Origin of the sequence: Plantactinospora sonchi (genome assembly GCF_036422035.1) — a bacterium.
Taxonomy (GTDB): Bacteria; Actinomycetota; Actinomycetes; order Mycobacteriales; family Micromonosporaceae; genus Plantactinospora; species Plantactinospora sonchi.
The window spans coordinates 23,037-37,620 of the sequence record NZ_JAZGQK010000041.1 but is presented as its reverse complement, the minus strand read 5'-3'; the positions used below and the strand labels follow the sequence as shown (position 1 = coordinate 37,620).

Here is a 14,584-nt window from a genome sequence, read left to right as displayed (position 1 = left end):
GATCCGGCGACCCGTTGATGGAGGAACCGACGATGGCGCAGCATCCGAAGGGCGATTTCGACCTGTCGCGCGCCGTGTGGCAACGTGCCGAGGGAGACGATTCGGAGGGCGCGGTCGAGATCGCCTTCGTCGACGACCTGATCGGCATGCGGAACTCCGCCGAGCCGGACGGTCCCGTGCTGGTCTTCACCCAGGCGGAGTGGGACGCCTTCGTGGCCGGCGCCCAGGACGGCGAGTTCGACCTCGAGTGAACCGGGTCGGCCGTCGGCCCTGGTCAACGCAGGTAGTCCCCGAGTAGGGCCGGCGTCAGTCCGGCCTCGTGCATCGCGGTCAGCGCGGCGGTGAAGTCGTCGACGAACCGGTCCCGGAAGTGCATCAGGATGATGTCCCCGGCGTGCACCCGGTGTTCCGCGGTCTGGTAGCGGACCTTGCCCTTGTCCACGGTCTCCGTCCAGAAGAAGGCCGCCTTCAGGCCGCAGTCCCGGGTCGCCCGCAGCGTGGTGTCGTCCCTGCTGCCGCCCGGCGGGCGGAACAGGAGCGGGCGGCGGCCGTACCAAGCGGCCAACCGGTCGGCGGATCCGCAGATCTCGCGCCGCTGGGTCCGGTACGACTTGCCCCGCAGCACCTGGTGGGTGACGGTGTGCGCCTCGATGGCCACGTTGTCCGGCAGGCCGCGGAAGAAGTCGGGGTCGTCCTTGACCGCGTTGGTGGTGAGGAAGAGCGTCACCGGCACGTGCGCGTCGACGAGCAGTTGGCGCGCCTCCGGCTTCCTGATCCAGCCGTCGTCGATGGTCAGGAACGCCACCGGCTGTTCGGTGGGGATCCGGCTGTACCAACCGGCCAGCGGGCCGTCGGGCACGGTCACCGGTTCCGGCACCGGCGCCGCCGGGAAGCGCGGCAGCCGGGCCGCGTACGGACCGGTCGGGACGGGGGTCGGGTTGCCGGGTCCGCCGTCCGCCGGGGACCGGCCCGCCCCGCCGGCCGCCGGGGACCGGTCCCCGGCCGGTCCGGTTCCACAGCCGCCCAGGCCGGACAGCGCAGCGGCGAACACCACGGCGAGCACCGGTACGGCCAGCGCCCGGCGCCGGCCACCGCCCCGTGCCGCCGACGAGCGTGCTGCCCGGACCGCCGCGACAGCAAGGTGAATCCGGTTCGCGCCCATCCGCCGACCCTAGGACGACAGACACCCCTCGCCAAGTGATGATCTTCATCGGGATCCGGAGCAAACTTCCTGGTCAGTCGGTCGTCCAGGACGGCCGCGGCGGTAATCAGCTTGCCGGCCCGAAACCGCCGCACCTACTCTGATCTTGACCTCGCGGCTGCTGAACCGACGAGCACAACCGGATACCGGCGGCACCGTCCGCCCGCCCGCACGCGTCCCGCGCGTGCCGATGGCCCACATCCACCTCCTGGCAGCCCCGAAAGGTTTCGCGTGCCCTCCTCAACTCCCACCGGACGAAGCTCAGCTCCGACCAGACGACCCGACCCCCGACCGGTCCGGATCGACGACTCCTGGCTCCACCTGCCCAACCCGTACGACGTTCCGGTCGAGATCTGCGCCCGAGCAGACGTACCTGTCGAATCCGTGGCGATCGACGAACTGCTCACCGTGCTGGAGACCGCCGACACGCTGCGGCGGCTCGGGCACGCCGTACCCGGGCTCGACACCGAGCCGCGCCTCGACCGGGTCGTCTGCACCCCCGACTTCCACAAGGGTGCCGGCATCCCGATCGGCACGGTGCTGCGTACCGTCGGCGCGCTGATCCCGCAGGCGGTCGGCAACGACATCAACTGCGGAATGCGGGTCGAGGCCACCTCGCTGACCGTGGAGCAGGTCCGGCCGCACCTCGACCGCCTGGAACGACGGCTACGACACCTGTTCTTCGAGGGGGGCCGCCGAATAGGGCTGACCCCCCGACAACGCGAGGGACTGCTCCGGGAGGGACTGCCGGGGCTGCTCGCCGACGGCGTACCCGGTGGGCCGGCCGCTCGGGCCGACGCCGGCGCCTGGCGGCAGGTCGGCCCGGACGACCTCGGCGACCTGGACGGCCGACTGCACTCGGTCGGCTTCCCGGTCTCCTCCGCCGACGACTTCCAGGACTGGATCACCAGCGGCGGCGGGACGAGTTACGACAGCATCATCGGCAGTGTCGGCGGCGGCAACCACTTCGCCGAACTGCAGTACGTCTCCCGGGTGCACGACGGCGCGACCGCGTACGCCTGGGGTCTGACCCCCGGTCAGGTGGTGCTGATGGTGCACAGCGGTTCGCTCTCGCTCGGCCACCAGGCCAACGCGACCGGCCGCGACCAGGCGAAGGCGGCCTGGCCGCGCACGGTGCCGATGCCCCGCAACCGGATCCTGCCGATGCTGCTCGACGAACGGACGGCGACCGGACGGCAGCGTTACCTGACCGCGTTCGCCAACGCGGCGAACTTCGCCATCGGCAACCGGTTCTTCCTGGCGCTGATGATGCGGGCCGGGCTCGCTGACATCAGCGCCGGAGAACTCCGGTCACGACTGGTCTACGACGCACCGCACAACCTGCTCTGGCCGGAACCGGACGGCGCCGTCCTGCACCGCAAAGGCGCCACCCCGGCGGGCGGGGCGGACGGCACCGGTCGGGACGGTGGCCGGGCCTGGGGTGAGCCGGTGCTGGTCCCGGGCTCGATGGGCGCACCGAGCCACCTGCTCCGCGGGCTCGGCAATCCCCGGTCGCTGGGCAGCGCCTGCCACGGCGCGGGGCGCAGCGTGCCCCGGGGTGCGGCAGCCCGGGGCAGCGACGACCAACTGGACGCGTTCCTGCGGGAGTTCCGGGTGGTCACCCCGCTCGACCCCGGCGATCCGACGGTGGCCGGCCGGCGGGACATCGTGGACGCCTGGCGGCGTGACCTGAAGCAGGAGGCGCCCTGGGTGTACAAGGAGGTCGGCCCGGTGGTGGAGAGCCTGCGCACCGCCGGGGTGGCTGAGCCGGTGGTGGAACTGCGGCCGATCCTGACAGTGAAGGGATGATCTCCCGGCCGCCGGTCGTGGTGGCCGCCGGGAAGCGACACCTCCGGCCGTCAAGGGGGTGACCCGAGGTCGGGCCGGTCGGGCGGAGTAGTTTCGCCCGACCGGCCCCGACCCGCTCCGATGATCCGTGGAGGCGGTGCGTCGGGGTCCGGGCGACAACATCCCATTGACGAACGTCGCGAGTTTGGCCCGTAGTCCCGGGATGCTCACTCCGGGCGCGGCGAGGCTGCCCACTCCGGCGTGTCCCCCTAGCGTGACAGGTCCTTTGTCCACTTGGAGCTGCGCCAAGTTGGGGAGCATGCATGCCGTCACCCGCGCAACCGTCATCAACCGCCCGTCTGCTCCGCACCGGCCTCACGGTCGCCCTGATCGCCGCGCTGGCCGCACCGGTCACCGGCGGCACGGCACCGGCCGCCGCGGTGGTGCTGCCCACCGGTTTCCAGGAGCAGGTCGTCTTCACCGGCCTCAACCAGCCGACCAATCTGGAGTTCGCTCCGGACGGCCGGATCTTCGTCGCCGAGAAGGGCGGCCGGATCAAGGTGTACGACGACCTCGCGGACACCACGGCGAGCGTCTTCGCCGACCTGTCGGCGAACGTGCACAACCAGCACGACCGAGGGCTGCTCGGCCTCACCCTGCACCCGGACTTCCCGACCCAGCCGTACGTGTACGTGCTGTACGCGTACGACGCGCCACCCGGGCAGACCGCGCCGTACTGGAACGACAACTGTGCCTCGGTCGGCGGCACCAACGGCGGCCGGTGCGTGGTGACCGGTCGACTCTCCCGGTTGACCGCCAGCGGCGACACCATGACCGGCACCGAGCAGGTCTTCGTGCAGGACTGGTGCCAGCAGTACGCCAGCCACGCCACCGGTGACCTGGCCTTCGGCGCCGACGGCATGCTCTACGTCAGCGCGGGCGACGGAGCCAGCTACGACCTGGTCGACTACGGCCAGCTCGGCAACCCGCACAACCCCTGCGCCGACCCGCCCGGCGGGGCGATGACCCCGCCGACCGCCGAGGGCGGCGCGCTGCGCGCCCAGGACCTGCGGACCCCGGCCGACCCGACCAGCCTGGACGGCACGGTGCTCCGGCTGGACCCGCTGACCGGCGCCGCCGCCCCGGGCAACCCGCTCGCGGCCAGCGCCGACCCGAACACCCGACGGATCGTCGCCCAGGGCCTGCGCAACCCGTACCGGTTCACCGTCCGGCCCGGCACCAGCGAGGTCTGGCTCGGTGACGTCGGCTGGACTCGGTGGGAGGAGGTCAACCGGGTGGCCAACCCGACGTCCGGGGTGACCAACTTCGGCTGGCCCTGCTACGAGGGCACCGGGCGGCAGAGCGGATACGACGGCGCCAACCTCGACCTCTGCGAGAACCTCTACACCGGTGACGGCCAGACCGCGCCGTTCTACACGTACGACCACGCGGCCCGGGTCGTCACCGGGGAGGCGTGCCCGACCGGCAGCTCGTCGGTCTCCGGAGCCGCCTTCTACCCGGCGGCCGGTGGCAGCTACCCGACCGAGTACGCCGGTGCGCTCTTCTTCTCCGACTACTCCCGGGACTGCATCTGGGCGATGCTGCCCGACGCGCCAGGCGGGCTGCCGGGGGCGGCGAACCGCCGTACCTTCGGCAGCGCCGCGGCCAACCCGGTCGACCTCGAGATGGGCCCCGGTGGCGACCTCTACTACGTCGACCACGCCGGTTCGGTACGCCGGGTCCGCTACTTCCCCGGCAACCAGCCGCCGGTCGCCTCGATCAGCGCCACGCCGACCTCCGGCACGGCCCCGCTGACCGTCACCTTCGACGGCACCGGATCCTCCGACGCCGACCCGGCCGACGTGGGCCGGCTCCGCTTCGAGTGGGACTTCACCAACGACGGCACCGTCGACGCGACCACCCCGACGGCGACGTACACCTACCCGGCCGGCGGACCGTACACCGCCCGGCTGACCGTGTACGACACGTTGAACGCCTCGGCCACCCAGACGGTGCCGATCCAGACCGGCAACAGCATGCCCACCGCGGTGATCGACACCCCGGACGCGGGCTTCACCTGGGCGGTCAACGACACGATCAGCTTCACCGGCCACGCCACCGACCCCGACCAGGGCACCCTGCCGGCCAGCGCCCTGCAGTGGCGGATGCTGCTGCACCACTGCTACACGCTGGACAACTGCCACACCCACACGCTGCAGGACTTCACCGGGGCCAGCGGCAGTCTGTTCGGGCCCGACCACGAGTACCCGTCCTACCTGGAACTGGTCCTGACCGCCACCGACAGCGGCGGGCTGGCCCACAGCACCAGCGTCCGGCTCGACCCGAAGACCGTCGACCTGACCTTCGACACCAGCCCGACCGGGCTGCGGCTGGTCGTCGGCGCCACCGAACAGGCGACGCCGTTCACCCGTACCGTCATCCAGGGGTCGAGCAACACGGTCAGCGCGGTCACCCCGCAGACCGTGGGCGGCGTCCCGTACGTCTTCGGCAGTTGGTCCGACGGCGGCGGCCAGTCACACGTGATCACGGCGCCGGCCACGCCGACCAGCTACACCGCGACGTACGCGCCGCAGTCCGGCAGTGTCCGGCTGCCGCAGTCGCAGTGGTCGGTGGCCGGGGCGGACAGTCAGGAGACCCTGCTGGTCAACGGCCGTCCCAACAATGTCCGGGACGGCAGTTCCTCGTCGATCTGGCACACCCAGCGGCTGCTGAGCAGTCCGAACCACCCGCACTGGATCGACCTGGACCTGGGCTCGACCCGGACCGTGAACCGGCTCTACTACCTGCCCCGGCAGGGTTCCACCGCCGGCCGGATCACCGGCTACGAGGTGTACGTCTCGAACAGCCGGAGCAGTTGGGGCACTCCGGTAGCGACCGGCACCTTCCCGAACAGCGCGGCGGAGCAGACCGTGACCATCCCGCCGACCAGCGGCCGGTACATCCGGTTGCGTACCCTCGGCGCCGTCGACGGCAGCCGGTGGGCGACCGTCGCCGAACTCAACGTCGGCGTACCCGGCTGAAAGGAAGGGCCCCTTCTTATCGCTCTTTGTAGAGGAAGGGGCCCTTCCTTTCACCTCCGCACCGGCAAGTGGGGGGTGCCGGCCCGGCCGCCCTGCTACCGTTGACGGCGTGCGGATGACAACGACCAGTTGGTGGGCGCCCTGACGGGCGGCCCTCGCATCCGCGTACCCGAAACAGCCAACGGCCGCCCCTCCCGGGCGGCCGTTTCGTTTGCGCTCCCCCGGGCGGTGGCGGCCCCCGTACCGGCAAGGAGTTACCGACCATGACCCCGACCGCGTCCCTCACCACGCCCACCGCGCACCCGCGGCCGACCCCCGGGGTACGCCGGATCACCGGCCTCAAACCCACCGGGCACCTGCACCTGGGCAACCTGCTCGGTGCGATCCGGCCGATCGTGACCGGCCAGTACCGCGCGGAGACCATCGTCTTCCTCGCCGACCTGCACGCGCTCACCGTGACGCACCAGCCGAACGAGGTACGGGCGAACACCCTGGAACAGGCGACCACGCTGCTCGCCGCCGGGCTCGACCCGGACCGGGTGACCCTCTACGTGCAGTCCCAGGTGCCGCAGCACACCGAGCTGCACTACCTGCTGGAGTGCACCACCGGCTACGGGGAGGCACAGCGCATGATCCAGTTCAGGGAGAAGTCCGTCACCCAGCCGAATGTCCGGCTGAGCCTGCTCAGCTATCCGGTGCTGATGGCCGCCGACATCCTGCTGCACGACGTGCACGAGGTGCCGGTCGGCGCCGACCAGAGCCAGCACCTGGAACTCACCCGGGCGGTCGCCAACCGGTTCAACACCCGCTACGGCGACACGTTCGTGGTGCCCCGCGCGGTCCTCCCGACCGTCTCGGCCAGGGTGATGGACCTGGCCGACCCGACCAGGAAGATGGGCAAGACCGCCGAGACCGACGCGGGAATCATCTTCCTGCTCGACCCGCCGGAGGTGATCCGCCGCAAGGTGACGCGCGCGGTGACCGATCCCGGCCGTACCGTCGAGTACGACCCGCAGTCCCGCCCCGGGTTGGCGAACCTGCTGGACATCCTCGCCGCCGCCGTAGGTGACCCACCCACCGCGCTGACCGCCGGCTACCGGTCGTACGCCCAGCTCAAGACGGCGGTGGTGGAGGCCGTCGACGGGTTGCTGCGGCCGATCCGGCTCCGGCACGCCGAACTCGCCCGCGATCCCGGGTACGTCCGGCAGGTGCTGGTCGAGGGAGCGGAACGTGCCCGGGACAGCGCGGCCGACACGGTGTACCGGGCCAAGCGGGCAATCGGCCTGCTGACCTGAAGCGACCACCGGTCCCGGCCGAGCGGACGCCTCCCCGGCTCACCGACCGACCCGACGCCCCGGCGGCCAGGTCGGCCCCGGTCAGCCGAGCCGACGCCCGACGCCACGCCAGCCGAGCCGCCGGCGGAAAGCACGGCCTCGGTCAGCCGAACCGACGCCGGCGCGACGACGGTCGGCCTGGCGGGGCGGCGGGTGTCAGGCCGGGACCGGGAGTCGCTTCTCGAAACAGACGCTCTGCGGGTTGTCGACGTACTCGCCGTAGACCGCGATCTCGGCGTAGCCGGCGGAGACGTACAGCCCGATCGCGCGGACGAGCTGGCGACCGGTCTCCAGCCGCAGCACGCTGTGCCCACTCCAGAGCGCCAGCTCCTCCAGGGCGCCGAGCAGTTGCCGGCCCAGACCCCGGCCCCGGTGCGCGGGGCGGACGTACATCCGGGTGATCTCGGCCGTCTCCCGGTCCACCGAGCGGATCGCCCCGCAGGCGACGGCCCGGCCGGCCTGCACGCCGACCAGGTGACGTACGTCGTCGTACGGCGAGAAAGCCCGCCGGTCGACCCGTCCGGTCTCCCGGAGTTCGCGCTGCTGCGCCACGACCAGGGCGGCCAGCTCCGGGTCCGACGACGGACGCGACTCGATCAGCACCCTGTCGACGTTAACCAGGAGGCGTTTCGACAAGGTTTCGCCCGGGTGGCCCGAATCCGGAGGTTGGTGAACTAATCCGCGTCCCCGTCGACGGTACCGGGGCGACCCGGCGCCCTCGTCCCCTCGTCGTCCGCGGTGTTCGCCGAGCTCCCGGCGCTGCCACTCGGGTCCGGCTGCGCCGAGGTCCCGGCGCTGTCAGCCGGATCCGGCTCCACCGTCCCGGCGTCATCGGCCACACCGTTCGCCAACGTTCCGACCTCACCGGCGGCCACGGCCGTCGCCGGCCCCTCGGCGGCCAACTCGTCCGCCGGACGCTGCCGACGGGCCTTGCGGGCCGCGAGCCGTTCCGCCGCCGTCGCCCGGGTCTGCTTCTCCTCCAGCCGCCTGTCGGTTCCCCTGGCGGTCGGCGTGTACTCCTCACCGGCGTACAGCGTCGGCTGCCAGTCGAACTCCCGCTCGCCGATCCGGACCAGGTCACCCGGCTCGGCACCGGCCTTGGCGAGCTGCTCCTCGACGCCCAACCGGGCGAGCCGGTCGGCCAGGTAGCCGACCGCCTCGTCGTTGTCGAAGTTCGTCTGCCGGACCCAACGCTCCGGCCTCGGACCCTTCACCACGTACGCCCCGTCGGGCGCCTGCTCGATGACAAAACCGGCGTCGTCGACGGCCGGCGGTCGGATGACGATCCGGGTCGGCTCCAGCACCGGCGCCGCCGCCCGGAACCGCTCGACCAGGTCGGCCATCGCGAAGGTCAGCTCCCGCAGCCCCTCCCGGGTGACCGCGGAGACCTCGAAGACCCGCAGGCCGCGCGCCTCGATGTCGGGCCGGACGATCTCGGCCAGGTCACGGCCGTCCGGTACGTCGATCTTGTTGAGTACGACGATCCGCGGCCGGTCGGCCAGCCCGCCGTACTCGGCCAACTCGGCCTCGATCGCGTCGATGTCGGCCAGCGGGTCGCGCCCCGGCTCCAGGGTGGCCGCGTCGACGACGTGGGCCAGCACGGCACAGCGCTCGATGTGCCGCAGGAACTCCAGGCCCAGTCCCTTGCCGGTGGCCGCCCCCGGGATCAGCCCCGGTACGTCGGCGACGGTGAAGGTGTGATCGTCCACCCGGACCACGCCGAGGTTCGGCACCAGGGTGGTGAACGGGTAGTCCGCGATCTTCGGCTTGGCCGCCGACAGGACCGAGATCAGCGACGACTTGCCGGCGGACGGGAAGCCGACCAGCCCGATGTCCGCCACGCTCTTGAGTTCGAGGACCGCGTCGAGCCGGTCGCCCGGCTCGCCCAGTTCGGCGAATCCGGGGGCCTTGCGTCGACTGCTGGCCAGCGCCGCGTTGCCCCGGCCACCCCGACCGCCACGGGCCACCTCGAACGTCGTACCGGCGCCGATCAGGTCGGCGAGGACGGTGCCGTCCATGCCGTACACGACCGTACCGTCCGGCACCTTGAGCACCAGGTCGGCGCCGTTGGCCCCGTCCCGGTTGGAACCCGAACCGCCACGGCCGTTCTCGGCCTTGACGTGCGGCCGGAAGTGGAAGTCGAGGAGGGTGTGCACCTGCGGGTCGACGACCAGGGAGACGCTGCCGCCGTGTCCGCCGTTACCGCCGTCGGGACCGCCGAACGGCTTGAACTTCTCCCGGTGGATCGACACGCACCCGTGCCCGCCGTCACCGGCCTGCAGGTGCAGCACGACCCGGTCAACGAACATCGTCACGTTGTCAATCCTTTCATCGGCGCCGGCACAGCGGCGGCGCAACCGTCGCCCGGATCACCGGCACGTACGGCGTCGTGCGGTGGCGCGGGACAGCGCTCCACACGTGAAACGGCGGAGCGGGCCGGGGACACCAGGTCCGCGGCCCGCTCCGCCGGAAAACTGAACGTTACCGCTCGGTCGGCACGATGCTGACGACCTTGCGGCCGCGCTTGGTACCGAACTGGACCGCGCCGTGGGCCAGAGCGAAGAGCGTGTCGTCGCTGCCACGGCCGACCAGGTCACCGGGGTGGAACTTCGTGCCCCGCTGCCGGATCAGGATCTCGCCGGCGTTGACCAGCTGACCACCGAACCGCTTGACGCCGAGCCGCTGCGCCGCGGAGTCGCGGCCGTTACGCGAGCTGGACGCACCCTTTTTGTGAGCCATCTGAGGACGACCTGTCTTTCCGCTGGACGCTTACTTACCGTTGGTGATCCCGGTCACCTTGACCTGGGTCAACGGCTGACGGTGACCCTGACGCTTGTGGTAACCGGTCTTGTTCTTGAACTTGTGGATCCGGATCTTCGGACCCTTGGTGTGCGCGGCGATCTCACCGGACACCGCGACGTTGGCCAACCGCGCCGCGTCGGTCACCAGGTCGTCGCCGTCGACGAGCAGCACGGCGGTGAACTTGACCGCGTCACCGGGCTGCCCGGTCAGCTTCTCAACCTCGATCACGTCGCCCTCGGCGACCTTGTACTGCTTGCCGCCGGTCTTGACGATCGCGTACATCGGAGGCGGACTCCCTGTCATTGAGGCTGCGGATGGTGTTTTCGTGTCGCCCACTCCACCGCACCAGGTGCGGGGCGGGCGCGCGAGAACGTAGCACGTAAATCGCGCCGCAGGCCAGCGTACGCCATGACCGCTCCGACCCCCAAACCGGCCCCTTGACCAGGCACCCGCCCGAGACGCCGGCCGGGGCCGGCGATCGCTCCCGCCGACGGCCGATCCGGCTCCGGGCCCGCCGTGCGGCGACCCGGTCCCCGGCTCACCGGCAGCCGACCGGCGCAGGCGTCAGGTCCCGCAGAGCTGGTCCAGCCGCTGCTGCAACTGGTCGAGCTTGGTCTCGTCGACGGACTCGACGCTGGCCTTCATCGAGCCCACCTCGGTGCCGATCTCGGCCAGCACCGCCTTGAGCCGGGCGTCGGTGGCCTTGGCGGACTGTTCACGCATGGCACTGCCCCAGTTCCGCAGCGCCTCCTCGGCCTTGCGCTGCGCGGCCTCGGCACCGGCGGTGTCGTTGGCGCCGGTCGCCTGCAACGACTTGCCCAGCTCCTCGATGAAGGTCCGGACCGAGTCGGCACTGGCCTTGGTGGCCGCGTCACAGACCTCGCTGGCGTTGCCGCCGGCCGGGGCGGCGTCCACGCCGGGTGACCCGGTCGGGCCCGAGCCGGGCGCCCCGGTCCCGGGCACCCCGCTTCCCGGCGCGCCCGGGGAAGGCGTACCGGTCGACGAGCCGACGCCGGGCGACGGGGAGCCGCCCGTCGCACCGTTCCGCTCGCCCGAACAGGCGGCGGACGTGAGCAGTACGGCGGCGATGGCGGCGGTCACCAGCAGGCGTCGCATGTTCGTCTCCTCGACAGCGGGATGGCCGATCCCCCGGACGACCCGGCCGACGGAGCCGACGGCCAATTGAAGATCGCGAAGGATGCGCTCAGCCTAGCCACATCCTCCGCAATCATCCCAGTCAGCGCCGCGCACCGCTCGGCGAACCGGCGTCCCACCGAACCCCTGGGGCCACCTCGGAGCCGGTGCCCACAGCCGCGGCCGCAGGCACCGGAGGCACCACCGTCAGGGCCGGGTACGCCGCCGGGCACCGCCCCGCCGGACCCGCCGCCGACCGCCGGACTCCGTGCTCTCGGCCTCGGCGTCCAGGTCACCGCCGTCCTCGAGGGCGTCGGGGTCACCCGCGCCGGCCAGCCGCATCGACTCCGTCGGCTGGGTGTCGGCGACGTCCGCCGTCGAGGGCGTGTCGATCTCGTACCGGGACAGGTCGTAACCCATGGTGTCCTCGTACTCGGACACCTCGACGACCACCCGCTCCGGCGCGGCCTTGCGGCCACGGCGCCGGGTCGAGGTGGCCGGCGGCTCGACCGCCGGGGCCGCCGGCGTGGTGCCGGTGCTCGCCGACGCGACCGCCTTGACCTTGTCGCCCGCACCCGGCCGGGACTTCTCCGGCACCGGCTCGGTGTGGATGATCACACCGCGACCCTTGCAGCAGTCGCAGGTCTCGCTGAACGCCTCCAGCAGCCCGGCGCCGATCCGCTTCCGGGTCATCTGCACCAGACCGAGCGAGGTGATCTCGGTGACCTGGTGCTTGGTCCGGTCCCGGCCCAGGCACTCGGTCAGCCGACGCAGCACCAGGTCGCGGTTCGACTCCAGGACCATGTCGATGAAGTCGATCACGACGATGCCGCCGAGGTCGCGCAGCCGGAGCTGGCGGACGATCTCCTCGGCCGCCTCGAGGTTGTTGCGGGTGACCGTCTCCTCCAGGTTGCCCCCGGCACCGGTGTACTTACCGGTGTTGACGTCGATCACCGTCATCGCCTCGGTACGGTCGATCACCAGGTGTCCGCCGGAGGGCAGGAAGACCTTGCGGTCCAGCCCCTTGAGGATCTGCTCGTCGATCCGCCGCTCGGCGAAGACGTCCGCCGTCCCGGTGTGCCGGCGCAGCCGGGGCACCAGGTCCGGCGAGACGTGCGAGAGGTACGACTCGACCATGTCGTACGACTCGTCGCCCTGCACCACCAGCTCGCGGAAGTCCTCGTTGAACAGGTCCCGGACCACCCGGATCACCAGGTCGGGCTCCTCGTAGAGCAGCACCGGGGCACCACCCTCGGTGGCCTTGGCCTGGATGTCCTCCCACTGCGCCTGCAGCCGCTTGACGTCCCGGGCCAACTCGTCCTCGCTGGCGCCCTCGGCGGCGGTCCGGACGATCACGCCGGCACCGTCCGGCACCAGCTTCTTGAGGATGTCCCGCAGCCGCTTGCGCTCGGTGTCCGGCAGCTTGCGGCTGATCCCGGAGGCGTTGCCGTGCGGTACGTACACCAGGTGCCGGCCGGAGAGGGCGATGTGGCTGGTCAGCCGCGCCCCCTTGTGCCCGATCGGGTCCTTGGTCACCTGCACCAGCACCGAGTCGCCGGAGCGCAGCGCCTGCTCGATCGAGCGGGCCCGCCCCTCCAGGCCGGTGGTGTCCCAGTTGACCTCACCCGCGTAGAGCACCGCGTTGCGCCCGCGCCCGACGTCGACGAAGGCCGCCTCCATGCTGGGCAGCACGTTCTGCACCTTGCCGAGGTAGACGTTGCCCGCCATCGTGCCGGACGAGGCGCGGGTGACGTAGTGCTCGACGAGCACCCCGTCCTCCAGTACGCCGATCTGGGTCCGGTCGCCGCGCTGGCGGACCACCATCACCCGGTCGACCGCCTCCCGGCGGGCCAGGAACTCCGACTCGCTCAGGATCGGCGGTCGGGTACGCCGTTGTTCGCGGCCGTCCCGTCGACGCTGCCGCTTGGCCTCCAGCCGGGTCGAACCGGAGACGCCCTGCACCTCGTCGACGGTCTTGCGGGGCTCACGGATCTTGATGACGGTGGGTACGCCGTCGTCGGCGGTGCCGTCGGTGTCGCCGGCGCCCTTGCGGCGGCGACGACGGCGACGACGGGTGACCCCGTCGGCGGCCTCGGCTTCCTCGTCCTCGTCCTCGTCCGCCTCGGCGTCGGCCTCCTCGACCTGGCCGACCGGTTCCTCGTCCTCGACGTCGTCACCGTCGTCGGCGGTGCCCTTGCCCCGGCCACGCCCTCGGCGCCCACGGCGACGCCGCCGCCGGGCGGCCGCCGTCTCGTCGTCCTCGTCCCCCGCCTCGTCGAGGGGCTCCTCGTCCGCGGTGCCCTCCACCTCGGTCTCGGCCTCGGGACCGGCCTCGGTCGCCAGCGGTTCGGCGGAGCGGCGTCCACGGCGGCGTCGCCGGCCCGTCTCGACCGGTTCGTCCGCCTCCACCTCCACCTCGACCGTCTCGACCGGGGCCGGCGCCAGCTCGGGCTGCGCGGCGGGGCGGACGATCGGGGTCTCCGGTTCGGGCGCCATGAAGAGCACGGTCGGCGCGGAGAGCGCGGCCCGGCGGCGCCGACGCGGCGGCTCCTCCTCGGCCTCAGCCTCGGCCTCCTCGGCCTCGACGGTCACCGGCGGCGTCTCCGGGGTCACCCCGGCGGCACCGCTCGGGTCGGTACCGACCACCACGGCGCCCGGCTCGCCCACCGCACCGCCCGGGCCGGCCTCGACCACGGTCTCCCCGCCTGCCGGCGCCGCTGGTGGAACCGCCTTCTTCCGCCGGGTACGGGTCACCTTGACCGGAGGAACCGGTTCGTCGGCGGCCGTCTCGTCGGCGCCGCCAGCCACCCCGGTCGGACCGGCCTCCGTCGGGTCGGTGTCGGCGGGCCGCCCGGCCGCGACATCGGGACCGTCGGTGGCGGTCGGTTCCGCCGAGCCGGCTCCGGCGCTGTCCTTCTTGTCGGCGGTGGTGGCCTTACGGCGGCGCCGTGGGGCTTTTGTGGTGCTTTCCGTGTCGCCCCGCACCGGGGCCAGCACCTCCATGTCGCCCGCTTCGCCACTGGTCGAGCGGACCGACGTCGGCGCCTCGACCGGTACGCCGGTCGGCGCCGGTTCACTCGGCGTCGCGGAACTCCGCCGCCGGGTGGTACGGCCACGCCGCGCGGGCGCCGCCTCGGAGTTGTTGCTGTTCTCGACGGTGTCGTCGGCCGGCTCGGCGCCGGTCCGATCCCCGCCCTCGGGCTCGTTCTCGAGCATGGACGTTCTCCAGTTCTGGCTTCCCCGGGCGCGGGTGAGCGCTGCCACGCAGGGTTGCCGCAAAGTAT

General features: G+C 72.1%; 10 protein-coding genes and 1 pseudogene. 4 read left to right on the top strand and 7 right to left on the bottom strand.

What is annotated here, in order from left to right:
• Positions 1-32: 32 nt before the first annotated feature.
• Positions 33-251 (top strand): DUF397 domain-containing protein, encoded by a 219-nt coding sequence (locus V1633_RS34790; RefSeq protein ID WP_331218347.1) that lies wholly within the window; start codon positions 33-35, stop codon positions 249-251.
• A gap of 23 nt (positions 252-274) precedes the next feature.
• On the opposite strand, the gene V1633_RS34785 is transcribed toward V1633_RS34790, so the two are convergent.
• A complete protein-coding gene (locus V1633_RS34785; RefSeq protein WP_331218348.1) occupies positions 275-1,162 on the bottom strand; it encodes a polysaccharide deacetylase family protein in 888 nt (295 codons plus the stop codon).
• A 270-nt stretch (positions 1,163-1,432) separates the two neighbouring features.
• Here V1633_RS34785 and V1633_RS34780 point away from each other — a divergent pair, with 270 nt between their 5' ends.
• The 3 genes from V1633_RS34780 to trpS all read left to right on the top strand — a co-directional run bounded on the left by V1633_RS34780 (position 1,433) and on the right by trpS (position 7,325).
• Entirely contained in the window at positions 1,433-3,010 is a 1,578-nt protein-coding gene (locus V1633_RS34780; RefSeq protein ID WP_331218349.1) for an RtcB family protein, read from the top strand.
• Positions 3,011-3,312: 302 nt separating this feature from the next.
• Positions 3,313-6,030: a PQQ-dependent sugar dehydrogenase gene (locus tag V1633_RS34775; RefSeq protein WP_331218350.1), complete on the top strand. Its 2,718-nt coding sequence runs from the start codon at positions 3,313-3,315 to the stop codon at positions 6,028-6,030.
• Between the two features lie 263 nt (positions 6,031-6,293).
• A complete protein-coding gene (gene trpS, locus V1633_RS34770) occupies positions 6,294-7,325 on the top strand; it encodes a tryptophan--tRNA ligase (protein WP_331218351.1) in 1,032 nt (343 codons plus the stop codon).
• A gap of 195 nt (positions 7,326-7,520) precedes the next feature.
• On the opposite strand, the gene V1633_RS34765 is transcribed toward trpS, so the two are convergent.
• The 6 genes and pseudogenes from V1633_RS34765 to V1633_RS34740 all read right to left on the bottom strand — a co-directional run bounded on the left by V1633_RS34765 (position 7,521) and on the right by V1633_RS34740 (position 14,516).
• Complete coding sequence (locus tag V1633_RS34765) at positions 7,521-7,967, bottom strand: GNAT family N-acetyltransferase (RefSeq protein WP_331218352.1); 447 nt, start codon at positions 7,965-7,967, stop codon at positions 7,521-7,523.
• A 281-nt stretch (positions 7,968-8,248) separates the two neighbouring features.
• Positions 8,249-9,679 (bottom strand): annotated as a pseudogene (gene obgE, locus V1633_RS34760) (GTPase ObgE); the annotation flags it as partial.
• 166 nt (positions 9,680-9,845) lie between these two features.
• On the bottom strand, positions 9,846-10,103 hold the full coding sequence (rpmA, locus tag V1633_RS34755) for a 50S ribosomal protein L27 (RefSeq protein WP_331218353.1): 258 nt from the start codon (positions 10,101-10,103) through the stop codon (positions 9,846-9,848).
• Between the two features lie 30 nt (positions 10,104-10,133).
• Positions 10,134-10,448 (bottom strand): 50S ribosomal protein L21, encoded by a 315-nt coding sequence (rplU, locus tag V1633_RS34750; RefSeq protein ID WP_331218354.1) that lies wholly within the window; start codon positions 10,446-10,448, stop codon positions 10,134-10,136.
• Between the two features lie 282 nt (positions 10,449-10,730).
• A complete protein-coding gene (locus tag V1633_RS34745) occupies positions 10,731-11,282 on the bottom strand; it encodes a hypothetical protein (protein WP_331218355.1) in 552 nt (183 codons plus the stop codon).
• A gap of 225 nt (positions 11,283-11,507) precedes the next feature.
• The gene (locus V1633_RS34740) at positions 11,508-14,516 is read right to left on the bottom strand and encodes an Rne/Rng family ribonuclease (RefSeq protein WP_331218356.1); all 3,009 of its coding nucleotides are present in this window, start codon (positions 14,514-14,516) and stop codon (positions 11,508-11,510) included.
• Positions 14,517-14,584 lie beyond the last annotated feature (68 nt).

What these genes read in the sequence shown, in the direction of transcription:
- rplU (WP_331218354.1), bottom strand. Translation starts at nt 10,448, where the DNA reads ATGTACGCGATCGTCAAGACCGGCGGCAAGCAGTACAAGGTCGCCGAG.
- V1633_RS34790 (WP_331218347.1), top strand. Translation starts at nt 33, where the DNA reads ATGGCGCAGCATCCGAAGGGCGATTTCGACCTGTCGCGCGCCGTGTGG.
- V1633_RS34745 (WP_331218355.1), bottom strand. Translation starts at nt 11,282, where the DNA reads ATGCGACGCCTGCTGGTGACCGCCGCCATCGCCGCCGTACTGCTCACG.
- rpmA (WP_331218353.1), bottom strand. Translation starts at nt 10,103, where the DNA reads ATGGCTCACAAAAAGGGTGCGTCCAGCTCGCGTAACGGCCGCGACTCC.
- V1633_RS34785 (WP_331218348.1), bottom strand. Translation starts at nt 1,162, where the DNA reads ATGGGCGCGAACCGGATTCACCTTGCTGTCGCGGCGGTCCGGGCAGCA.
- V1633_RS34740 (WP_331218356.1), bottom strand. Translation starts at nt 14,516, where the DNA reads ATGCTCGAGAACGAGCCCGAGGGCGGGGATCGGACCGGCGCCGAGCCG.
- V1633_RS34775 (WP_331218350.1), top strand. Translation starts at nt 3,313, where the DNA reads ATGCCGTCACCCGCGCAACCGTCATCAACCGCCCGTCTGCTCCGCACC.
- trpS (WP_331218351.1), top strand. Translation starts at nt 6,294, where the DNA reads ATGACCCCGACCGCGTCCCTCACCACGCCCACCGCGCACCCGCGGCCG.